Origin of the sequence: Kitasatospora sp. NPDC051984, assembly GCF_044593455.1 — a bacterium.
In the GTDB taxonomy this organism is placed as follows: Bacteria; Actinomycetota; Actinomycetes; order Streptomycetales; family Streptomycetaceae; genus Kitasatospora.
The window spans coordinates 1-22,227 of sequence record NZ_JBIUCB010000012.1 but is presented as its reverse complement, the minus strand read 5'-3'; the positions used below and the strand labels follow the sequence as shown (position 1 = coordinate 22,227).

Sequence of the window (22,227 nt, the reverse complement as noted above, 5' to 3'; positions counted from 1 at the left end):
CGACCCGCTGTCAGCGGTGGCGTATCCTGTCCGGTTCGCCACTGGGGCGCACGCCGACCGCGCGGTCGGCCGAGTGGCGGGAGACCGACATGGTCACGAAACTGTGGGACCGGGTGCTGCACCAGCGCGGCGCGTATTCGAAGCCGGCGATAGCGAACGGCTCGGTGCTGGTGCACGAACGGCACACCCGCCTGGTCTGCCTCGACCTGGCCGACGGAGCCCTCAAGTGGGATGTCCCGGTGGGAGATTGGCCCGATCGTCCGGTGGTCGTCGGCCCGCGCGTCCTGGTGCTCTCGCAGGGGTTGCGCTGCCTCTCCCTCGCCACGGGCGAGGTCCTCTGGCGTGACGAGGTGGAGCGGTACACCAGATATCTCGCCGTGGCCAACGACGTGGTGCTGACCGGCGGTTGGCGCGGCTACTCACCCCTACAGGCCTTCGACCTGACGGACGGCCGGCTCCGCTGGCAGACGCCCGGACCCGTCCGCACTCAGCGGCCGGTGGCGTGGGGCGACGGGCTGCTGCTCGGCAACGGATCCCGGGCCTGGCTGATCGACCCGCGCACCGGCCGGGAGCAGCAGTCCTGGCAGCTGCCCGAGCCCCTCCGGGACGCCGAGCTGCGCGGGCTGTTCACCGTCCTCGACGCCGACCGCTGCGCGGTCCGCTGCGGCACCTCGTCCGTCGCCGTCCTCCAACGCAACAGCACCGAGGCGGAGTTGCTGCGCACCCACGACGGCCCCCTGCTCCCCGAGGCGCCCGTGCTCGCCGACGGCCTGCTGTGGCTGCGCCGCCAACGCGGCATCGGCGCCCTCGCCGTGGACCCGTCCGACGGCACGGTCGTCCACCGGATCGACGTTCAACTCCACCTCGCCCACGGCGTCTTCCCCCCGGCCGCCGCCGTCACCGAGGCGGGCACCGTCCTCCACCCCGACGGCACCACCACCCGCCTCGGCACGCGCATCTCCGCAGTCCAGGACCTCGGCGATGGCCGCCTGCTCACCCTGACCCGCAACAGCCTTCGGGTGTACCGAATCTGACGCCCGATCAGCGCCAGTCAACAGTAGGGGCCGGGAACCACACATACCCGTCCCGCCGCCAGCCCGGCGCCTGCGCACCCAGCCGGACCCGCAGATCGTCCCAACTCCGCGCCGGACCCGCCGTCCAGGCGCGTTCGGCGAGGCCGGGGAGGCGTGGCAGCAGCAGGAACGACAGGTCGTCGGCGTCGTTCACGCTCTCGCACCAGATCGCCGCCTCGAACCCGGCGGCCTCGAACCCGGCCTCCGTGTCGATGCCCACGATGGGCCCGGTGCAGGACAGTTCGACGGTCGCCGGCGGATAGCCCCGGTGCCCGAGTCGGCTGCGCCGCTCCTCGTCCTCGCCCTCGACCGCCTCCGCGTAGGGGCGGTCGAGGTAGGTGCGGCCCGAGGGGGAGACGATGACGCGGGCGCGCTGCTCGGCCATCAGCTCGGTGTCCCCTGCCGCGTCGCCGGCCGACGCGAGGATCATCTCGGCCAGCTGCGGCGGGAGCATCGCCATGAACGGGGCGTCCGGGTCCGGCGCCAACTCCTCGTCGATCCACAGCTGGACGACCTCGCCGGGGGCACCCGGCGTCCGGACCGTCTCCTGCCAGCCGATCGGCTCCTTGCCGTGGGCGCGCACGCGTTCCCGGACGCGGGTCACGAACTCGCGGTGGTCGGCGGTCGGCATCCCGAACGGCTCGTCGCCGCCGATGTGCACGAAGCGTCCGGGGGTGAGGGCCGCGAGCTCGGCGAGGACCTCGTCGACGAACTTCCAGACCTGCTCGCGCCCGGGCTCCAGCCACACCGGCCGGAACTCGCCGGCCATCAGCTTCGCCATCAGCTCCTGGGGCGTGCTCGGCACGGCCGTCGGCACCGCCGAGCACAGCTCCGGGTGGGCGAGGATCGCGGCGGTGCTGTGGCCGGGCATGTCGATCTCGGGCACGACGGTGATGTGGCGCGCCGCCGCGTGGGCGACGAGTTCGCGGTACTGGGCCTGCGTGAAGTACGTGCCGGGCTCGGCGTCGCGGGTCAACTCCGGCCGGGCGGTGATCTCCAGGCGCCAGGCCTGGTCGTCGGTCAGGTGCAGGTGCAGCACGTTGAGCTTGTAGCGGTCCAGTAGGTCGATCACCCGGCGCACGTCCTCCACGGAAAGCGTTGCTCTCACCACGTCGAGCGCCAGTCCGCGCCAGGCGAGCGCGGGGCCGTCGGCGACGGCGAGCGCGGGCAGTTCGACGCCCGCCCCGGTGACCGGCAGCTGTTCGGCGATCGCGACCAGCGTGGTCAGCGCGCGGTGCGCGCCGGCGGGAGCGGCGCCCACCACCCGGATGCCTTCGGGCCCCACCGCCAGGGTGTGCCGTTCGGCGCCGGGGCCGTCCTCGCCGGGGCAGGTGCCGCCCGCCACCGGGACGGCCGCGACCTTCGGATCCGAGGCGTCCACACCGATGAAGATCGCACCCGGACGGGGGTCGCCGAACTCGGGCTTCCCGAGCACCACCCCGGTCTCCGCCGCCATCCGTGAGACGAACACCTCGGCCGCCACCAGGAGTTCGTCACTCCCGACCACAACGGACGTGCCGGGGCGCAGCAGGTACGGTTCCCCGGCGGCGACGGCGGTGCGGGGCACCGGGAGGATGCGGTGGAGTGCGGTGTCCGGCGGCGTCGCCATGGCAGGCTCCTGTCAGTGGTGCTCGGTCAACTTCGAACCCGAGTGGGTCCGTTGGGGTGCTGCGGGGCCGTCCGTCAGGTTCCGGCCCCGCAGCACCTGTCCCGTCCCGCCCTCAGGCGCGTGGGCAGGACGGGCCCCTACGACCCGCTGGTCGTAAGGGAGTTGCTGCGGGATCGTCCGTCAGGTTCCGGTCCCGCAGCGTTTTGCCCCTCCCCGCCCCCAGGCGCGAGGGCAGGAAGGGGAGCCCAGGTGTGGCCCCGGCTACTCGCCGCTCACCGGCGTGACCGTGACGGTGTGGCCGGGGTCGGCGGCGGAGGTCGCGATCCGGAGGGTGAACGGGCCGGTCTCGGTCGCCCAGGCGTGCGCCTCGGTGTCCCAGTGCTGGAACGCGCGCGGGGCGATCTCGATCCGGGCGCGCACCCGCTCGCCCGCGTCCGCGCGCACGACGGTGAATCCGGCGAGCCAGGCGACCGGCCGCTCGATCGCCGATCCGGGGCGCGACAGGTAGGCCTGAAGGACCTGCTTGCCGTGCCGCGCACCGGAGTTGACGACCTCCGTCTCGACCACCAGGCGGTCGCCCGACGCACTCACCACCGGTGAGCCGAGCTGCCAGCTGGTGTAGCCGAGGCCGTGACCGAACGGCAGCGCGGGGGCGTTGCCACCGTTCTGCTCGCTCCGGAGCCAGGCCCGGTAGCCGATGTGCAGGCCTTCGGTGTAGGCGAGTCGGCCGTCCTGCGGCTCGACGTTCCACACGGGGACGTCCTGCTCGCGGGCGGGCCAGGTGGTGGGCAGTCGGCCGCCGGGCTCGCGGGTGCCGGTGAGGACGTCGGCGAGGGCGGCGCCGAACTCCTGGCCGGGGAACCAGGACAGCACCACGGCCGCCGCCTCGTCGAGCCACGGCATCACCACGGGGGAACCGGAGTTGACGATCACCACGGTGCGCGGGTTGGCGGCCAGGACCTGGCGGACCAGGTCGTCCTGGCCGGCGGGGAGGGCGAGGCCGGGCCGGTCGAAGCCTTCGGACTCGATGGCCTCGGTGGTGCCGACGACCACCACGGCGATGTCGCTGGCGGCGGCGGTCTCGACGGCCTGCCGGAGTTCCTCGGCGGGGTCGCCGAAGACGTCCTTGTAGCCGAGCTGGATCACGCCGAACGGGAAGTCGCCCATCGGCGCGGGGGTCCAGGTCAGCCGCAGCTCGACGGTCTGGCCGACCGCCAGTTCGCGCGGGAACACCCGGGTCGGCGGGTTGAGGACGGCCACGACCGGGTCGTCGCCGACGGGGGCCAGCGGTTCGGTACTGACGCTCTCGCCCTCGATCTCGAACGTGAAGCCGCCGATTCCGGCGAAGCCGAGGTCGCACCGGCCGGCCCGGTCGGCGGTGAGGCGGGTGGTGATCTCGATGCGGGCGGCCTGGAGCAGGCGCGGGTCGCCGAGCCATGCGAGGCGGCCGGAGGGGAAGTTCTCCTCGCTGAACGCCGCGCCGTCCTGGTCGAGGTAGCGGACGTGGACGCCCTCGCCGCCGGTGACCGGGTCGGTCACCAAGTCCCGGGTGAAGACGTGCAGTTCGTCGGTGGGCGGCAGGCCGGGCGCGTACCGGACGCAGTCGGCGCCGAAGGCCTCGCGCAGGCCGTCGAGCGGGGTGACCACGTGGTGCGGGAACACGGTGGCGGAGCCGCCGCCCTGGGCGCGGGCGCGCAGCGCGTGCTGGCCGATCACGCCGACGGTCAGGCCGTCCCGGGGCTCGACGGGCAGGATGCCGTTGTTGCGGGCGAGCACCATGCCGTCGGCGGCGGTCTCGCGCAGCAGCTCGGCGATCGCGGTGTCGTCCCAGCGCTCGACGGGGACGACGGGGGCGGCGCCCTCGAGGGCGCCGACGCGGGAGGCGAGCAGCAGCAGCCGGGCGACCTTGTCGTCGATCGCGGCCTCGGGGACGCGTCCGGCCCGGACGGCCTCGACCAGCGCCTCGCCCCACGGTCCGACGGGGCCGGGCATCACCAGGTCCTGGCCGGAGCTCGCGGACGGCTCGGTGTCGCGGACGGCCGTCCAGTCGGAGATGACGACGCCGTCGAAGCCCCACTCGTCCTTCAGCGGGTCGCGCAGCAGCGAATTCGCCGACATGGTGGCGCCGTTGACGGAGTTGTACGAGGACATGACCAGCCAGGCACCCTCGTCGACCATCCGCTCGAACGGGGCGAGGTACAGCTCGCGCAGGGTCCGCTCGTCGGCGCGGACGTCGACGGTGAACCGGTCGGTCTCGGCGTCGTTGGCGACGTAGTGCTTGGCGGTGGTCGCGACGCCGTGCGCCTGCACGGCGCTGACGTACGCGGCGCCGAACTCGCCGGTCAGGTACGGGTCTTCGCTGAACGCCTCGAAGTGGCGTCCGCCGCGCGGCGAGCGGTGCAGGTTGACGGTCGGGCCGAGCACCACGTCGACGTTCTTGGCGCGGGCCTCGGCGGCGATCAGCGCGCCGAGCCGGCGGACCTGCTCCAGGTCCCAGGTGGCGCTGACGCAGCTCGCCGAGGGCAGGCTGGCGGACGGGTCGCGGTCGTCCATGGCGGTGCCGCGCACGCCGGTCGGGCCGTCGGAGACGACGATGGAGCGCAGGCCGACGGCCGGTTCCTCGTGCAGCGACCAGACGGAGGCGCCGGTCAGCAGCCGGACCTTCTGCTCCAGGGTGAGGCGCTCCAGCAGTGCGGTGAGGTGCGGGGAGGTGACCATCACAGCGTCCTTTCAAGGGAGTTGGGAGTTGATCGGCTCAGCGGGCGCCGCGGATCGGCAGCACGGCGAGCGCACCGAGGACGCCGACGGTGCCGGCCACCGGGTACAGCGCGCCGTAGCCGCCGAAGGCGTGCACGATGCCCGCTGCCGCGATCGGCGCGACGGCGGTCGGCAGGGTGGCGGCGAGGTTGAGGACGCCGAGGTCCTTGCCGAAGTCGTCCGGATCGGGCAGCACGCTGCTCATCAGCGCCTGGTCGACCGAGGCGAACGCGCCGAAGCCGGTCGCCACCACCAGGTTGGACAGCGCCAGGCCGAGGACGGTCGGCAGGGCCAGCGGAACGACCGCGCCGAGGGCGATCAGCAGTCCCGCGACGAGCACGACGGGCTTGCGCCGTCCGAGGCGGTCCGACAGCGGACCGGCGATCGCCGTGGAGACGATGATGCCGGGCAGCGAGGCGAGTCCGAGCAGCGGGACGATCCGCTTCGCGTCGTCCATCGACAGGCCGACGTAGTCCTGCGCCAGGTACAGCTGGTAGGTGGTCAGCATCGCGTAGCCGCCGAACAGCAGCAGGCGACCGGCGAAGCCCCAGAAGAAGTCGGGGTGCCGCACCGGGTTGACCCAGAACGCGGAGAGGAAGGCGCGCAGCGAGAACGGCCGGCGCGGCTCGTCGCGGTTGTCCCGGTCGGGCACGAGGGCCACGAACAGCACGACGGCGAGTACCAGGAGGCCGCTGAGGACGGCGTAGCCGAGCGGGATGTGGTCGGCGAACGCCGATCCGAGGATCGGTCCGACCACGGCCCCGAGGACGAGCCCGAGGCCCACGCCGGTCGAGTACCGGCCGCGCAGCCGCTCCGGGACCCGGTCGGGCATCAGCGCGGAGAACGGGCCCTGAAAAGCGTTGAACCCAAACTGGACGAACATCACGCAGACCGTCAGCACGGCCACGTTCGGGGCCAGCCCGCTGGTGGCCAGAGCGGCGCCGCCGAGCAGTGCGCAGCCCAGCATCCAGGGCCGGCGCGCGCCGTACCGGCTGCGGGTGCGGTCCGACAGCACGCCGACGATCGGCTGGGCCACCATCGCGGCCACGGCGGCCACGGCGTTGATGACCGCGAGGTTCCCGGCTTTCGCGTCCGGGTCGAACTGCTCGACCTGGATGGCGATGTAGTAGACCGAGAGGGCGTAGGCGATCGGCGCCACGGCCGCGACGAACGGGGCCGCGCGAAACAGCCGCCGCAACTCCTGCGGCACAGCGCGCACTTGGCCCTCCGCCGCGTTGTCTTCGGCCGGTGCGGTGGCTTCCGCGCTCATCTCGCTCTCCGAGTCCGACCCGCGGTCACTTCAGGCCGCCGCGGCGGGCGCAGGCACCGAGCCAGGCGAGGCTCGGCTTGGGGGTGCGGACGAAGGTCTCCCGGTCCACGGCGATCAGGCCGAAGGTGGGTGCCCAGCGGCCCCACTCGTAGTTGTCGAGCGCCGACCAGTGCAGGTATCCGCGCACGTCGATGCCGTCGGCGACGGCCTCCTCCAGGTGGCCGAGCGCCTCGGCGGTGTACGCGATCCGGCGGGTGTCGTCGTCGGTGGCGATGCCGTTCTCGGTGACCAGCAGCGGGATGCCGCCGGCCTCGTCCCAGGCGCGGCGCAGCGCGATGCCGAGCGCGTCCGGCCGGTAGGCCCAGCCGGTCAGCGTGTTGTCGGGGTGGGCGGGGTGCGGCACGGGGCCGTCCGCCTCGACGGGCTGGCTGGTGTAGGCCTGCACTCCGACGAAGTCGTCGCCGCGGGCGGCCTCGAGGTAGAAGCCCTCCCAGGTCCGGTGGACACGTTCGAAGACGTCCTCGTTGCCCGGGGTGGGGGTGAACGCCTGCTGCGCGACCGTCCAGCCGACCTTGGCGTTCGTCGTCCGGCGCACCGTGTCGACGGCGCGGCGGTGCACCTGCGCGAGGATCTCGCCGAGCTCCTGGTCGGGGCTGACGTGGCCCAGCGCGGCGGCCATCTTCGCCTTCTGCTCCGGGTCGTCGGCGTCCAGCGCGCCCATCATCTGCATGACGGTGTCCTGGACGCTGGCGAACACGGCGAGCATGTTCGGCTCGTTGATGGTGCAGACCCACTCGACGTCGCGCAGCGCGGGGGCGACGAACTCGATGTAGCGGGCGAAGAGTTCGGCGGCGTCGGGGCGCTTCCAGCCGCCGGACTCGGCGAACCAGCGCGGCAGCGTGAAGTGCTGGAGCGTCACGACCGGCTTCAGGCCCAGTTCGAGGGCGGTATCGACCATGCGCCGGTAGTGGTCGCGCTCGGCGAGCGAGAACTGCCCCTCCGCGGGCTCGATCCGCGCCCACTCGAACCCGAAGCGGTAGCTGTTCAGCCCGGCCTCGGCGAGCAGGCCCATGTCCTGGGCGTAGCGGTGGTAGCTGTCGTTGGCGTCGCCGCTGCGGTCCGGGAGCGGGGAGTCGGGGGCGTTCTCCAGCGCCCACCAGTCCGCGTTCACGTTGTTGCCCTCGACCTGGTGGGGGGAGGTGGAGGCACCCCAGAGGAAGTCCTCGCGCAAGCCGGCCATGTTGCTCCTAAGTCCGGGCCCGTCCGTGCTCGTTCGTGCTCGTCCGCGCCGATGAGCGAAAAGCTACCACGCTGGTGGTAGCTTTTGGGAAGACCCGGAACAGCCGCGATACTGGGGCGATGGCGATCAAGCGGGGCAGCTACCGGACCGGACGAGAACGCGTCGAGCGGATCCTCGACGCCTCCCACGAACTGTTCATCAGCACCGGATACCGGGCCACCTCCCTGCGCGACATCGCAGCCGCCTCCGGGATCTCCCACCCGGCCCTGCTGCGCCACTTCTCCTCGAAGGCCGAGATCCTCACCGCCCTCGTCGCCCGCCTCGACCGCGACCACGACGACTGGCGCAGCACCGACCCGGCACGCCCACTCCCGACCGCCGCCGAGACCGCCCGCCGCAACGAGGCCGCGCCCGGCTGGATCCCCCTGTTCACCGCCCTGCTCGGCGAGGCCACCAGCCCCGAACACCCCGGCCACGACCTCATGCGCCGCCGCCGCGTCATCGGCACCCGCATCGCCGTCCAGGCCCTCGGCCCCCTCGGCGGCGACCCGCGCGCGGTCAAACTCGCCGTCCACCGCCTCGGCGCGGCCTGGGACGGCCTGCAGATCCTCTCCCTCTACTTCCCCGACCGGATCGACATCCCCGCCCGGATCGCCGCCTACGAGAACGACCTGCACACCAACGGCATCCCGCCCGCCATACCTCCAACTCCCCTCGCCTCTACCATTCCTGACGTACCGTCAGACCCCTCCCCGCGTGCCCGGACCGTAGAAGCCGCCGCCCGCCTCTACGCGCACCACGGCTACTACGGAACGTCCATGCAGGCCGTCGCCGACCAGGCCGGCCTCACCAAGGCCGCCCTCGTCCACGTCGCCCCCACCAAACGCGCCCTCCTCGACCTGGTCGTCGCCGAGCTGACCGCCCCGGCCCCCACCGGGACCGACCTCAACAGCGGACTGCTCGCCCTGCGCAACCGCCCCCGCTGGCAGACCGCCGCCGAGATCGTCCTCATCTGCGAGGCCACCGTCCCGTCCCACCCGGCCCACGACCACATGGCCGCCCTCCTCGACCACAGCCTCACCCTCACCACCCACCACCTCGAAACCACCACCCAATTGACCGGCGAAGCCGCCGCCACCACCGCCCAATGGCTCGTCGCCCTCACCCTCGGCGCCCTGATCGCCTCGCTCTACGACCCCGCCGACACCGACCTCGAAGCCCTCCTCACCGGCCCCCTCCCGCCCCACACCCCCTGACCGTCGGACGGCTTCCACGCGGAAACCATCTCGACCCCGCCGCAGCCCCCGGCCACGCCACGCCCGACCGGCATCGGCGTGATCGACATCCACCAACTCGCCGGGGCCGACGCGGATTTACCCGGATCGAGTGAGCCCGTCCGAGCCACGCCCGACGCGCCGAACGCGCCCTGCCAGGATCGGGACACCCCCCCCCAAGGACGCAGCACGCCGCCCGGCAAGTCGACCCTGCTCAAGCTGCTCTCCGGCCTGTACCTGCCGCAGCCGGGCGGCGGGACGATCAGCTGGGACGGCCTCCCGATCGACGACCTCGACGCCGACGGCCTGTTCCGCCAAGTCGCCCTCGTACCGCAGGAGTTCGCGCGCCGGCCGCTCCGGGCGGCGGAGAACGTCCACCTCGGCCAGTACGACGGCGACCCGGCCCCCGCCGTCACCGCGGCCGCGGCCCTGACCGGGTTCGACGAGACCGTCGCCCGGCTGCGCTCGGGCTGGCGCACGCTGCTCGCCCAGGGCCGGCAGGGCGGCGCCGCACTCTCCGGCGGCGGCTGGCAACGCGCCGCCGTCTCCCGCGCCTTCTTCCGCACCGCCCGCCGCCCGGGCCTGCTCATCCCCGACGAGCCGACCTCCGACCTCCGACCTCGGACCGCGCGCCGAGCACCGCATCCTGCACTCGCTGCGCGGCCCCGCCCCCGGCCGGATCACCCTGCTCGTCACCCACAACCTCGCCAACGCCCGCCTCGCCGACCGCGTCGTCGCGGTCGACCGGGGACGCATCGTCCAGACCGGCACCTGGAACGAACTCGCCCACCACGACGGCCTGTTCCGCGAACTTCCCACCTCCAGGCCGACCGCGCCATCCCCGCCCGGCGCCCCGCGTAGCCGACACCTCCCCGACCCGTTCGCCACCCCCGGCCCGTTCGTCGCCTTCCCCAGCCCGTTCGTCGTCCTCCCTGGACGGCGAACGGGTGATTGGCCGTCAGGGCGGCCCGGGCGTCCGGAGTGTTGGCCTATGCCCTGATTGTCCCGGTCCTAGCCTGCCGGGGGAGGTTGTCACATGATGATTATCAGAGCGTCACAATTCGGCACGAATGCCGCGTCCTCACACCCGCACCCACAAGGACGGCGGTCCGGCCGGCGCCGCTGTTTAAGCGCAGCTGCCATCGGCTGCGTCGTGGCGGCGGGATCGCTGGTGTGGATTCCCTCTCCCGCTTCGGCGGCGACGGTGGACATCCGCACGGTCTGCACCGCCTCGTCCACCTCGGGCACGACCATCACACTGACCGGCGACTGCACCACCACGGACAACCTCACCATCCCGGACGGGTACACCCTGGACGGCGCCGGCCACACCATCACCGCGACCGACACTTCCCTGGCCGACCCGCTGATGGGCGCGGTGCTGAGCAACGCCACCGGCGCCACCACGATGAACATCAAGAACCTGACGGTGCAGGGCAATTACCTGCCCCGGGATCCGAACGACTCCCGCACCAACGCGGCCTACTTCGGCATCAGGTTCCTGTCCGCGTCCGGGTCGCTGACGAACGTGACGGTCATCGGCATCACCCGGCACCAGACCTACAACTTCGGTCAGGGCATCATGGTGGACGCCACCAGCGGCGGCCCGCAGACCGTGACGGTCAACGACGTCAACGTGGCGGATTTCCAGAAGAACGGACTGACCGCCAACGGCGCCGCGACCATGAACGTCACCGGCTCCACCCTCGGCCCGCCGGACATGAACATCCCGCTACCCCCGCCGCCGATCACCGGCAACATCGCGCAGAACTCGGTCCAGTACTTCAACTCCGGCGGCACCTTCACCAACAACACCGTGCTGACGTACACGGCCAACAACTCGGCGAGCAGCTCCACCGGAATGCTGCTGTTCACCGCGAACAACCTGACGGTCGACCACAACACGATCGCCGGCCCGGACGGCGCGGACATCGGGATCAACGTCACCGGCGGCACGAACATCACCATCTCCTACAACGACATCAGCCGCTCGCCCATCCAGCCGCCGCTGCGCGACTTCTGGGGGTACGGCATCGCGGGCTACTCCGGCGCCGCCGCGACCACCACGCTGATCTGCAACACCTTCTCCGGCTGGAACCAGAACCTGTTCGGCGGCCTGACCCAGCCGCCGTGCATCACCACCCCGTTCCTTCACGACGGCACCGTCGGCGTCCCCTACTCGGACGTGGTCGAGGCGACCACCGAGAACCCGAACCCGCAGCTCACCTGGACACTCGTCGCCGGTGAACTCCCCCCGGGGCTGACGCTGAACCCGGACGGCACGATCACCGGCACCCCCACCGCGGCGGGCAGCTACACGTTCACCGTCCAGGTCTCGGACCCCGTCGACGGCACCTCGACGCGCGAGTACACCATCGTCATCAACCCGGCGGCTCCGGGACTGTCGCTCGCCAAGACCGCGACCGCCACGGACGCGGAAGGCCGGCCGATCACCGAACTCACCGCGGCCGGTGACGTCGTGACGTACGCCTTCGACGTCCTCAACAACGGCAACGTGCCACTGACCGAGCTGGCGATCAACGAGATCGAGTTCTCCGGCACCGGTCCGCTCGGCCCGGTCACCTGCGCCCCCACCCCGCTGGGCGGCACCCTCGACGCGGGAGCCTCCACCCACTGCACCGCCACCTACACCACCACCGAGGCCGACATCACCGCCGGCGGCACCCTGCACAACAACGCCACCGCGTCCGGCCTGCAGCCCGACGGTGTCACCCTCACCTCCGGGTCCGCCGGCACCGCGCTGCCGATCACCCCGCCCGGCCCCACCCCTTCCCCCACCCCCAAGCCCACTCACACCCACAAGCCCACCCACGAGCCCACCCACAAGCCCTCGCGCGGCCCCCACCCCGAGGGCCCGTCCGTGGACACCGGCGGCTCGCTGGCCCTCACCGGCGCATCGCCCCTGGCCTGGGCGGTCACCGGCGCGGCAACGCTCCTGGCGACCGCCACCGGACTGGCCACCCTCACCCTGCGACGCAGAAAGCGCCGCCACTGACCCACCACGTCCCACCCGATCCCGCACCGCCCGCCGGTCCCCCAGGGCCGGCGGGCGGTCGTGTCGAGGAGCAGCAACGCCCATGACCTTGACCCGCCGCGCCGAATGGCTGGTGCTGCTCCTGGCCGCCATCTCCCTGACCGGCGCCGCCCTCCTCGGCCACTACGCCCTCACCCACCACGACCACGCCACCACCGAAGTGGGCGTCGACATGAACGGCAGGCCCGTCCAGCTCGACCCCGGCGCCGAACTCCCCCCGGAGCAGCACCGACAACAGGACGCGAAGCCCGACGGCGCAGGCCGCTTCATCGTCCCCTCGGTCGGCCTCGACGTCCCCCTCGGCACCATGAACGAGGTCGCCGGCTCGGTCGTCCCCCCCGGCTTCACCGCCGCCTACCGCATCACCAACCTCGGCACCCCCACCGCCCCCGAAGAGGGCACCGTCTACGTGGCCATGCACTCCCTCCGCCGGGGCGCCGTCGGTCCCGGCAACTACCTCTTCGCCACCGAAACCGGCACCTCCAACGTCGCCCCCGGCGCCATCATCGACGTCAGCGACACCCCCTACGTCGTCGACCGGGCCACCACCATCCCCAAATCCGACCTCCCGAACGACACCACCATCTGGTCCGACATCCCCGGCCGCCTGGTCGTCCTCACCTGCCTCGAAAAACCCGACAACACCCCCGCCGTCGACAACTTCGTCATCACGGCCCACCTCGCCCCGCCCTACAACAGCGCCCAGCAGTAGCGCCCCGGTCCCGCAGCGCAAGGTGGCTGGGCAGAGGCCGGACAGCCTCGCCGCTCACTGGCCTACCGCCGGGGGGACTGCCGCGAGGTGGTCCCGGCGATCACCTTGTCGTCCGGTCAGCCGAACAGTCGACGCCACCGTTCACGTGGCGGTCGCGCTGGTGCATCAGGGACTTGAAGACACGACACCGCTCCGTCGTCGGAGACGGCATAGATCCGGTCCACGTCGAAGAGCGGTCGCACCCCGCCTGATGTCATCGCGTACGACCAGTTGGCCTTTCCGGTTCGGACAGCGATGGAGTGCAGCGCGTCCGTGTCGTGGAAGAGGACCTCCGCTCCCACGGCTCGAAGGCCGCTCGCCGGAGAACAGCGGCTCACCCAGAGCTGCACCCCGGTCGCGGCATCGTAGGCCAGAAGTGCGCCGGACCGGACAGTGAGCACAACGTCTGACGCCACGGCAAGAGACCCGGGCTTCGGCCCTGCCAGCGGCAGGAAGGGAAGCTCGACTCGCCATCGAAGTGTGCCGGTGGCTGCCTCCAGCGCAATCAGCGCGGTGCCGGTATGAGCGAAGACGTGCCCTGCACCGAAGGAAACGTCGGTCGGCAGGTCCCCGCAATCGAAGTGCCAGACGGGCTGACCGTCCGACACCGCGAGGGCGCTGAGGCAGGTCGCTGGATGGCCGGCTCCGAGAGGGCTGCTGTTGAGGCAGAGCAGGTCCTCACCCACAGCGAGCAGCGAGCCGTCCGACGGGGCGTCATGAGTCTGGGTGGACCACAGCTCACGGCCGTCCGCCATCGCCGAGACACGGCCCTTGGATGCGATGAAAGCGCGGTTGTCGACGTCCCCTTGAACGACGATTCCTCCGGGATACTGCTCACGCAGCAGCTTGCGGGAGCCGTTGCGTGGCTTGATGACATACAGTCCGCCGCCCTCGTGCGGACGGTAGATCCTCCCGTCGAGGGCGATGGCGTCAGTGGAGGTCCCCTCATTGCCGGGGCGCCTCCACTGCCTGGTCCCGGTCTGCACGTCGACGACGCCGTCGCCGCTGCCTGTCTCGTCCGCGTACTGGAAGTACAGGCCGTGGCCGGACACCACAAGGCCCCCGACCACGCCGGCCTCGGCCCGCCACAACAACTGACGTGACTGGCTTGCGGCTTCGAGCATCCTCGGAGCGGTTCCGGGAATCCATCTGTCCGCACCGAGACGGGAATCCTCGGCACTCGGTGGCGCGCAGACGGGAAGAGTGAGGGACGCCGGGCGGTTCCGATCAGGTTCTTGATCGTCCGGGGTGCGGAACATGACGAGCCCCGGCTCGAAGGTGAAGGGTGGCGAGTCCGTTCTCTCGGCCACCAGCGTCCGCTCCCAGACCCTGTGTCCGGTGCCCAGATCGAGGGACAGAACCTGGAAGGTGCCGGCGGAGCCGGATTGCGCGGCGTACACCACGTGCACAAGTTCGTCCTGCAGTGCGAGCTGTCTGATGTTCCACGACCAGGAGGCCGTCGGCGCCTTGGCGATGGCGCACTCCCAGACTGTCGCGCCGGTCGCCAGGTGGAGGACCGTCACCACCTCGTATTGCGTGTGGTGATCGATGCGGGAGAGCACCACGATTGTGTCGTTCCACACAGCACATCTCGGCGTGCACCGGTCCACCAGATCGTGATAGTCGGAAAATTCCCAGCTCGAGAAATCCTTACACGGAAGGAAGTCATGCGACCATCCCTTGGCTCCGTCTTCTGCCGACACTGTGCCGACTGCGGCCAAGCTATCCTGCACGAACAGCGGTGAACCTATCCCGTCACTCCCCACGGCGTTGGCCCGCGCCAGCCCCTTGGACTTCCACACAGTGGCTCCCATGGCCCGATCAAGGCAGACGTAATCACCGAGAATATCCAGCAGGACCCTGCGAGCAGTCAGACTGACTTTTACACTCTCGTTGCGGACGGTGTGGCGCCACAGCCGAATCCCCGTCTGCGTGTCGAATGCGAAGAAATCAGCTCCCAGGGCACCCTCGGGCTCGAAGACAAGAAGGAGTACACCTTCATCCAGAACGATCTTCGGAAACGCCGTCTCAGCGACCTGGGGGAGGCTCCGACGCCACACGACGCGGCCGCTCTCCCGGTCAATAGCGAAAAGAGTCAGCTCATTCCCGGAACCGTGATCTCCGGGAAGTTTCACCGTGCAATGGACCCAACGTTCCGAGAGGCTCAGGTCACCGATTCTCCGGTACGCCCGCCGCCGCGAACTCCGCCGAGATGCCTTCAGGACGACGGACCATATTGTGGTCCCATCATCGATCCGCGTCGCGCCAATCGTCGGATTCCGGTGCTCGTCCTCAGTACCCCAGTAGGCCACGCCCTTGGACATTCGATGCGTGTGCCAGTATCCGCGCGCTGCCTGCGCCTCGCCCGGCTCACTCTGCACCGGCGCTGTGTCCCCGCGCGAAGCGGACCCTCCGCGGTCCTGAAGGACCTGCGGTAGCCATGTACGCTCCGCCGGGAGGCACTCTTCCACCAGCCGGGCAAGTGCCGTGGCGCGCTCAACGCGGTCGTCCGACTGCCGGATCTCTTCGGCTCGGCGCCGGGCCTCGGCAATTGTCAATGTCTTTCTGCCGACCATGCCAACGCCGGAGCTCGCCGAGTCGATCCGCAGGCGTGTTTCGGCGATACTGCGCAGCCTTTTGTCGAGATCCTCCTTTCCCGTTCCTCCGACCGGGTCCATGCGAAGAACTCGAGCCGCCTCGTTCATCAGACGGGCCGCCGCGACCGGCTGCGACACCTCGACCTTCAATGCCGCCTTCTCCTGGAGCTCCCCGGCAATGTCCTGGGCCGCCCAGGAAGCCACCTTGACGGCTTCCTCCACAATGGCGCGCGCCTTCTCCGGGTCGTGCGCAGCGCTGATGGCGGCGATTTCGCACAGGGTATCGATCCGGCTCCAATGGCTGGAGATCGCTGCAGCTATCCGCTGAGCGTTTCCGGCATCAAATCGGGCCCAAGCGAGTGCAAGCTCCCTGTCTCGTTCCCACCCGTCCCGTAGTTGATGCCGCAGCGCGAACGCCTCTGCTCGAACCGGGAAGTTTTTCAGAAAGTGCCGGAAGGTAGCAACAGCCAGGTAGTCTCGCTTCCCTGACCTTTCGCTGAAGCCACCGATGACCGACTCTGCGAGCGCTTGGTCGCACTCGGCGATCTCGCCCATGACATACTCCAGATATCCGGCCCGGCGGTGCCGAATCGCCAGTTCGACGGCGAGCCGCGGTACCGTCCTCCCCAATGCGCGGAAGAGATCTCGACGAGCAAAATCGTGGATGTCCGTCCAATACTCAAAAACCAGCGGTGCCGCTTCGCCGGCTATGCGCGCGGCGCGGCGCGGCGCGAAGTCGGCGATCTCTGCTGCCATCTTGACCAGTCGCGCGAGGCCAACCAGCGAATCGGGTGGATAGCCCAGTTGCGTACCGACCTCGGCCTCCTCAAGGAGCCCGAGGGCGAGTTCGGCATCGGTCTTCGCCGCGGCGCGCGCCACCGTGCAGCGGGCCTCGAAGGCCTGTGGCAGCTCCCGAAGCTCCGTGGCTGCCTCCAGCAGAAGATTGCGCAGAGCATCGTCGACGGGCGCCTGGGATCTCCCTGTCGAAGTGGCATGGGGGTCGCCCGGTGCGACAGCATTCGGGCCCCGCCCGGCGGCGATCCGCCTCAGCTGCCGGGCCACGTCGTCCGCAGTGGCAGGGCGGCTCTCAGGGTTCTTCTCCAACAGGGCCAGAACTAGCTGTGCCAGGCCGAGCGGGATGCCCGTCCCACCAGGCAGCGGTGACGGCGTCTCCTCCACGTGTTGCCGCATCAGCGCGTACGGCGATTTCCCGGTGAACGGAGGCCGACCGGTCAGCATTTCGTACAGAACGCAGCCGAGCGCGTAGAGATCGCACCGGCCGTCGATGGCCTCGCCGAGCCACTGCTCCGGAGCCATGTAGGACGGGGTGCCGAGGGCGAGGCCCGTACCGGTCAGCGCCCTGGTCGCATCCAGCAGATGAGCGATGCCGAAGTCGCAGACCTTCAGCCGACCGTCCGGCTGCACAAAGAGGTTTCCGGGCTTGAGATCGCGGTGCACCACTCCATGCGTGTGCGCGACCCCGAGCGCCTCGCTTGCCTGCAGGGCCAGTCCGACCGCCACGTCAACGGCCAGCGGGCCCGGCGCCGACGCCAGCACCGCGGAGAGCGGGTGTCCCTGCAGCAACTCCATCACGAGGAATGGCCGCCCCTCGTGCCGGCCCGTGTCGTGGACGACGGTGATGCCAGGGTGCTGCAGAGCCGCACCGACGACGGCTTCGCGCTGGAACCGGGCATCGAGACCGCCGTCCGCGTTCCCGTGCAACAGGAACTTCACCGCGACCTCACGCTTGAGTTCGGTATCGGACGCCCTCCAGACCTCCCCCATTCCGCCGGCCCCGAGTACCGACTCCAGCCTGTACCGCCCCGCGAGCAACGCGCCCTGTCGCATGGCGTCTCCCCCAAACCCGCCCGAATGTCCGACTCCTCGCACCCTGGCAAGAGCTCACCGGGCACGGCCTGAACCTGCCGGCCACATCCCGGTCCAACCTCCAGTGTTCCCGGCGATTCAACGCCCGACACCGCCGGATTGTGGCTGTGCGCTGTGACCTCACGGGTTCGCCGGGTTCAGGGTGGTGGCGCCCGAGTCGGACGGATTCCGGAAGACGTTCAGCTTGGAGGAGGCGCGACGGCAGAGCCGGTCCGCGGGCTCACCAACCAAGGAGGTTTACGCCCCGAAACCCACGTGTTACTGCGAACTCGTCTCCGGACCGGGGTACATACAGATGCTCCATGCCACGCCCGCTGCCCGCCGGACCCGCGCCGGTGAGGCCGCTCGACCTGATCGGGCTCGGGCCACTGATGGCGCGGACTGCCGGGCGGCCGGAGGTCGCCGTCGGGTTGCTCGACGGCCTGGTCGCTGTCGAGCAACCCGCCTTCGCCGGGCGGCGGTTGCGCATTCTGCCCGGTCGGCCGGACGCCGCCGGCGGGTCGCTCTGCGCGAGCGCCGGTGACGGCCCCTGCGTGCACGGCAGCTTCGTCGCCGGCGTGTTGAGCGCCGACCGCGCCTCGCCGGCGCCGGGCATCTGCCCCGACTGCACCCTGTTGATCCGTCCCATCTTCGCGGGCCACCGAGCCAACCCGCTTGCCGCACGGGCCGGTCCGCTGAGCGCCCCGGCCGAGGAACTGGCCGCCGCCGTCGTCGAGGCCGTGGACGCCGGCGCCCGGGTGCTCAACCTGAGCGTCGCGCCCGAGCGGCCGTCCGGCAGCGGGCACCGCGAGCTGACGGCCGCCCTGGACCACGCGGCGGCGCACGACGTACTCACCGTCGTCGCGGCCGGCAACCAGGGCCGGCTGGGCAGCTCCGTCCTGATCCGCCACCCCTGGACCATCCCGGTCGTCGCCTACGACACCCGGAACCGCCCGATGGACCTCTCCAACCTCGGCAGCTCGATCGGCACCCGCGGCCTCGGCGCACCGGGCCGGGCCGTGGTGCACCTGAACCCCGGCGAGCGCCCACTCGCCCTCGCGGGCACCAGCGTGGCCGTCCCCTTCGTCACCGGGACCCTCGCCCTCCTGCTCCTGCTTCCCCCGGGCCACCCCGTCCGAAATCCGCGCAGCCGCCCTCCACGGCGTACGGCGCTCGGTGGTACCGCCGCTACTGAACGCCTGGACCGCGTACGAGCGCCTGCGGCGGGCGTCGACATGAACGGCCCAGTCGGTAGTTCAGCGTGACGCAGACGACGCCGTCCCGGGCGAGCACCTCGCCGTCGTAGGCCGCCCGGCACCTCCGCCACCGATTCATCACGGAGTTGACGCCCCGTCAGGCCGTGCGCGGCAACGCCCGGGGCCGGGCGGGACCGGCATGGTGCACCAGGTGGCCGCGGTGACCTCCAGGGTCAGCAGGCGCATGGTGGTGTCGGCTTCGGGGAAGTAGCGTTCGGTCTCGCCGTTGGGGGTGAAGCCGAAGCGGGTGATCGCGCGGATCGCGTCGGTGTTCTCCAGGGACGTCATGCTCCACACCCGGGTGAGGCCGAGTTCGGCGAAGGCGAGCTTGAGCATGAGCCAGCCGATGTCGGGGGCGCAGCCCGAGCCGCGGAGGTGCCGGGCCATGGTGAGGACGCCGCAGTACCCGGTGGTGTCGTCCTCGACGGAGAGCCGGATGCCGCCGACGGGGCGATCGTCGCCCTGGAGGCAGGCGGCCAACTGGTAGTGCCGGCGCGGTGTCTCGGCTGCGGTCGCCACGGCCTCGGCCAGCCTGCGCCGGATCCGGGTGTCGTCCATGACGCCGGTCGACAGGTGGCGCATCCCGGTGGCGTCGCCCCAGACCGGGCGCAGGGCGTCGAGGTCGTCGGCGCGGTGGTCGCGCAGCCGGACGCGGGCGGTCTCCAGGGCAGGCAGCGTCGCGGGCGGGGGCACGGGCGGGGGCACGGGCGGAGGCACGGGCGGGCGATTCATCGTCGGGCCCTCACGGAGTGGTGGGTGGGGCGGGAAGTCGGGCCGCCCGCCGGTGCGGGGCCGCGCGCGAGTACCGCCCGCCGCGGCCGTGCCGACTGCCGTTCGCTCGACCACTGTTGGTCCTCCCGGGGCCTCGAAGGGGTCGGTGCTCGCAGTGAACCAGCGGTGAGTGGACATCCGATCAACACCGCCTGGTCGTGGACTTGTCGGCCCGCGCGGGCGGGGCCGCGGTTCGGGACCACGGGGGTGCGGGGGGCGGGACCGGTGGCGGGGGAAGCGGGACCCCTGGCCCTGGGGCGGCGCCCGGCCGGGGGCGGAGGATCTCCACTGTAGGCACCCGGCACGGTCGGGTCCCCGTCCTCCGGTGTCCCGGCAAAGGAGCCCTTGATGTCCGTATCCGATCGCAGAGAGCCCGCGGCCGACGCACCGCCGCAGCGCAACGGCACCTTCGGGCTCCCGGCCGCCACCGCGCTCGTCGTCGGCAGCGTCATCGGGACCGGGGTCTTCGCCCTGCCGTCGGCCCTCGCGCCCTACGGGCCGATCTCACTGGTGGCGTTCGTGCTGGTGACCGTCGGTGCGCTGGCGCTGGCGGTGACGTTCGGGCGATTGTCCGAGCGGGTGCCCGGCAGTGGCGGTCCGTATGTCTATGCCCGGGAGGCGTTCGGCGAGTTCGCCGGCTTCCTGACCGCCTGGTCCTACTGGATCACCGCCTGGGCCGGGAACGCGGCCATCGCGGTGGCCTGGGTCGGCTACGTCGAGGTGTTCGTCAACAAGGGCCACCACACCGGCGCTTCGGTCGCCATCGCGCTGGCGGGGCTGTGGTTGCCGGCCCTCGTCAACCTGGCCGGCGTGCGCAGCATCGGGGCCTTCCAGGTGGTCACCACGGTGCTGAAGTTCCTGCCGCTGGCGTTCATGGCCACGGTCGGCCTGGTGTTCGTGAAGTCCGGCAACTTCGGGGCGTTCAACGCCAGTGGCGGCTCGGCGCTGGGCGCGGTCTCGGCGGCCGGGGCGATCGCGCTGTTCAGCTACATCGGTCTGGAGACCGCCTCGGTGGCGGCCGGCCGGGTGCGGGATCCGAAGCGCAACGTGCCCAGGGCCACCGTGTACGGCACCCTCGCCTGCGCGGCGATCTACCTGCTCGGCACGCTCGCCGTGTTCGGCACCGTCCCGCACGCCCAACTCGGTTCGTCCGCCGCTCCGTTCACCGACGCCGTGAACAACATCGCGGGCGGGCACTGGGCCGGGAACCTGGTCGCCGTCGCGGCGATCATCTCCGGGCTCGGCGCGCTCAACGGCTGGACGCTGATCTGCGCCGAGATGCCGATGGCCGCCGCCCGCGACGGACTGTTCCCGGCCGCCTTCGCCGGCACCCGCGGCCGCGGCGACGTGCCCGCCTTCGGCATCCTCTCGGCGACCGTCCTCGCCTCGGTGCTCACCGTGATCAGCTACACCAGTTTCACCCGCGTGTTCACCGAGATCGTGCTGCTGAGCGTGCTCACCGCCGTTGTTCCGTACCTGGTCTCGGCCGCCGCCCAGCTGTTCTGGCTGGTCCGCCGCGGGCGGGAGGAACTGGACCGCCGCCGCCTGGTGCGGGACACCGCCGTCACCGTCCTGGCGCTCGCCTTCTCGTACTGGTCGATCCAGGGCAGCGGCTACCAGACCGTCTACTACGGCCTGTTCACGATCCTGCTCGGCATCCCGGTCTACGTCTGGCTGAAGCGGCCGAACGCCCGGACCGTCGCCGAGGCGCCCGCGGACACCGCGACCCCACCCACCGTCACCGCGCCGGAACGCCCCGGACCGCCCCGCAAGGCCGCCCGCACCCGCCCCGCCGGCCTGCCGGCCGTCCTGCGCCGCGCGCTGACCCCGCGTCACCCGCACTGAACGTCCGATCCCGCGTCACCCGCACTGAACGTCCGACCCCGCGTCACCCGCACCGAACGTCCGACCCCGCGTCACCCGCACCGAACCCCCGGGAGAACCCTCATGTCCACCCTTCGTGTCGATTCCGAAGCCGGCCGCCTGCGCCAGGTGATCCTGCACCGACCGGGCCTGGAGCTGGCCCGGCTGACCCCGGGCAACGTCGACGACCTGTTGTTCGACGACATCCTGTGGGCCAAGCGCGCCCGGGAGGAGCACGACGCCTTCGCCCAGGTGCTGCGCGACCACGGCGTGCGCGTGCACCACTACACCGACCTGCTCGCCGAGACCCTCGACCTGGCCCCGGCCCGCGCCTGGCTCCTCGACCGGGTGGCCGCCCCGGCCATCGTCGGCCCGGCCCTGGTCGAACCGGTCCGGGACCTGTGCGAACAGCTCGACGGCGCCACGCTCGCCGAGTACCTGATCGGCGGCGTCCTCAAGAACGACCTCCCGCTGCACAACCCGCACAGCCTGCACTGGCACACCCTCGGCGACCAGGACTTCGCCCTCCCGCCGCTGCCCAACCACCTCTTCCCGCGCGACAACTCCTGCTGGATCGGCGCCCGTTACAGCCTCAACCCGATGGCGAAGCCGGCCCGCCGGCGCGAGACCCTGCACACCGCCGCGATCTACCGCTTCCACCCGCTGTTCGCCGAGACCGCGCCCCCGCTGCTCGACGGCACCACCGCACCCGCGGGCCTCACCGTGGAGGGCGGCGACGTCCACGTCCTCGCCCCGGGCGTCGTCATGATCGGCATGGGCGAGCGCACCACCGCCACCGCCGTCGAAACCCTCACCCAGCAGCTGTTCCTGACCGGCACCGCGCA

At 71.4% G+C, this 22,227-nt stretch carries 14 protein-coding genes; 8 read left to right on the top strand and 6 right to left on the bottom strand.

Annotated elements, in window-relative coordinates; translation table 11 throughout:
- Positions 1-89: 89 nt before the first annotated feature.
- Positions 90-1,034 (top strand): PQQ-binding-like beta-propeller repeat protein, encoded by a 945-nt coding sequence (locus ACIHEI_RS22855; protein ID WP_396607877.1) that lies wholly within the window; start codon positions 90-92, stop codon positions 1,032-1,034.
- Between the two features lie 7 nt (positions 1,035-1,041).
- On the opposite strand, the gene ACIHEI_RS22850 is transcribed toward ACIHEI_RS22855, so the two are convergent.
- The 4 genes from ACIHEI_RS22850 to ACIHEI_RS22835 form a co-directional block, all read right to left on the bottom strand.
- Positions 1,042-2,682 carry a family 20 glycosylhydrolase gene (locus tag ACIHEI_RS22850; protein ID WP_396607876.1) on the bottom strand — a complete coding sequence of 547 codons (1,641 nt, stop codon included), beginning with the start codon at positions 2,680-2,682 and terminating at the stop codon, positions 1,042-1,044.
- A gap of 261 nt (positions 2,683-2,943) precedes the next feature.
- Positions 2,944-5,400, bottom strand: a complete 2,457-nt coding sequence (locus ACIHEI_RS22845; protein ID WP_396607875.1) for a beta-glucosidase — start codon at positions 5,398-5,400, stop codon at positions 2,944-2,946.
- A gap of 37 nt (positions 5,401-5,437) precedes the next feature.
- Positions 5,438-6,709, bottom strand: coding sequence for an MFS transporter (locus ACIHEI_RS22840; RefSeq protein WP_396607874.1), 1,272 nt, complete (start codon positions 6,707-6,709; stop codon positions 5,438-5,440).
- 25 nt (positions 6,710-6,734) lie between these two features.
- Entirely contained in the window at positions 6,735-7,949 is a 1,215-nt protein-coding gene (locus ACIHEI_RS22835; protein ID WP_396607873.1) for a glycoside hydrolase family 1 protein, read from the bottom strand.
- A 119-nt stretch (positions 7,950-8,068) separates the two neighbouring features.
- Between ACIHEI_RS22835 and ACIHEI_RS22830 the strand changes: the two genes are divergently transcribed.
- From ACIHEI_RS22830 to ACIHEI_RS22815, 4 genes are all read left to right on the top strand, one after another.
- Positions 8,069-9,205 carry a TetR/AcrR family transcriptional regulator gene (locus ACIHEI_RS22830; RefSeq protein WP_396607872.1) on the top strand — a complete coding sequence of 379 codons (1,137 nt, stop codon included), beginning with the start codon at positions 8,069-8,071 and terminating at the stop codon, positions 9,203-9,205.
- A 78-nt stretch (positions 9,206-9,283) separates the two neighbouring features.
- The gene (locus tag ACIHEI_RS22825; RefSeq protein WP_396607871.1) at positions 9,284-10,084 is read left to right on the top strand and encodes an ATP-binding cassette domain-containing protein; all 801 of its coding nucleotides are present in this window, start codon (positions 9,284-9,286) and stop codon (positions 10,082-10,084) included.
- A gap of 310 nt (positions 10,085-10,394) precedes the next feature.
- Entirely contained in the window at positions 10,395-12,239 is a 1,845-nt protein-coding gene (locus ACIHEI_RS22820; protein WP_396607870.1) for a putative Ig domain-containing protein, read from the top strand.
- An 82-nt stretch (positions 12,240-12,321) separates the two neighbouring features.
- Positions 12,322-12,990 carry a class F sortase gene (locus tag ACIHEI_RS22815; protein WP_396607869.1) on the top strand — a complete coding sequence of 223 codons (669 nt, stop codon included), beginning with the start codon at positions 12,322-12,324 and terminating at the stop codon, positions 12,988-12,990.
- 116 nt (positions 12,991-13,106) lie between these two features.
- Here the strand turns inward: ACIHEI_RS22815 and ACIHEI_RS22810 are convergent, their stop codons facing one another.
- Positions 13,107-17,474: a PQQ-binding-like beta-propeller repeat protein gene (locus tag ACIHEI_RS22810; protein WP_396607868.1), complete on the bottom strand. Its 4,368-nt coding sequence runs from the start codon at positions 17,472-17,474 to the stop codon at positions 13,107-13,109.
- Between the two features lie 341 nt (positions 17,475-17,815).
- Here ACIHEI_RS22810 and ACIHEI_RS22805 point away from each other — a divergent pair, with 341 nt between their 5' ends.
- Positions 17,816-18,757 (top strand): S8 family serine peptidase, encoded by a 942-nt coding sequence (locus tag ACIHEI_RS22805; protein WP_396607867.1) that lies wholly within the window; start codon positions 17,816-17,818, stop codon positions 18,755-18,757.
- Positions 18,758-18,826: 69 nt separating this feature from the next.
- On the opposite strand, the gene ACIHEI_RS22800 is transcribed toward ACIHEI_RS22805, so the two are convergent.
- Positions 18,827-19,453, bottom strand: coding sequence for a GNAT family N-acetyltransferase (locus ACIHEI_RS22800; RefSeq protein ID WP_396607866.1), 627 nt, complete (start codon positions 19,451-19,453; stop codon positions 18,827-18,829).
- Between the two features lie 414 nt (positions 19,454-19,867).
- Here ACIHEI_RS22800 and ACIHEI_RS22795 point away from each other — a divergent pair, with 414 nt between their 5' ends.
- Complete coding sequence (locus ACIHEI_RS22795) at positions 19,868-21,364, top strand: APC family permease (protein ID WP_396607865.1); 1,497 nt, start codon at positions 19,868-19,870, stop codon at positions 21,362-21,364.
- Between the two features lie 102 nt (positions 21,365-21,466).
- Positions 21,467-22,227: arginine deiminase family protein (locus ACIHEI_RS22790; protein ID WP_396607864.1), on the top strand; the 761-nt coding region annotated here is incomplete at its 3' end.

Coding starts and splice junctions, on each gene's coding strand:
- ACIHEI_RS22795 (WP_396607865.1), top strand. CDS start 19,868: ATGTCCGTATCCGATCGCAGAGAGCCCGCGGCCGACGCACCGCCGCAG.
- ACIHEI_RS22845 (WP_396607875.1), bottom strand. CDS start 5,400: ATGGTCACCTCCCCGCACCTCACCGCACTGCTGGAGCGCCTCACCCTG.
- ACIHEI_RS22815 (WP_396607869.1), top strand. CDS start 12,322: ATGACCTTGACCCGCCGCGCCGAATGGCTGGTGCTGCTCCTGGCCGCC.
- ACIHEI_RS22850 (WP_396607876.1), bottom strand. CDS start 2,682: ATGGCGACGCCGCCGGACACCGCACTCCACCGCATCCTCCCGGTGCCC.
- ACIHEI_RS22840 (WP_396607874.1), bottom strand. CDS start 6,709: ATGAGCGCGGAAGCCACCGCACCGGCCGAAGACAACGCGGCGGAGGGC.
- ACIHEI_RS22805 (WP_396607867.1), top strand. CDS start 17,816: ATGCCACGCCCGCTGCCCGCCGGACCCGCGCCGGTGAGGCCGCTCGAC.
- ACIHEI_RS22830 (WP_396607872.1), top strand. CDS start 8,069: ATGGCGATCAAGCGGGGCAGCTACCGGACCGGACGAGAACGCGTCGAG.
- ACIHEI_RS22855 (WP_396607877.1), top strand. CDS start 90: ATGGTCACGAAACTGTGGGACCGGGTGCTGCACCAGCGCGGCGCGTAT.
- ACIHEI_RS22810 (WP_396607868.1), bottom strand. CDS start 17,474: ATGCGACAGGGCGCGTTGCTCGCGGGGCGGTACAGGCTGGAGTCGGTA.
- ACIHEI_RS22835 (WP_396607873.1), bottom strand. CDS start 7,949: ATGGCCGGCTTGCGCGAGGACTTCCTCTGGGGTGCCTCCACCTCCCCC.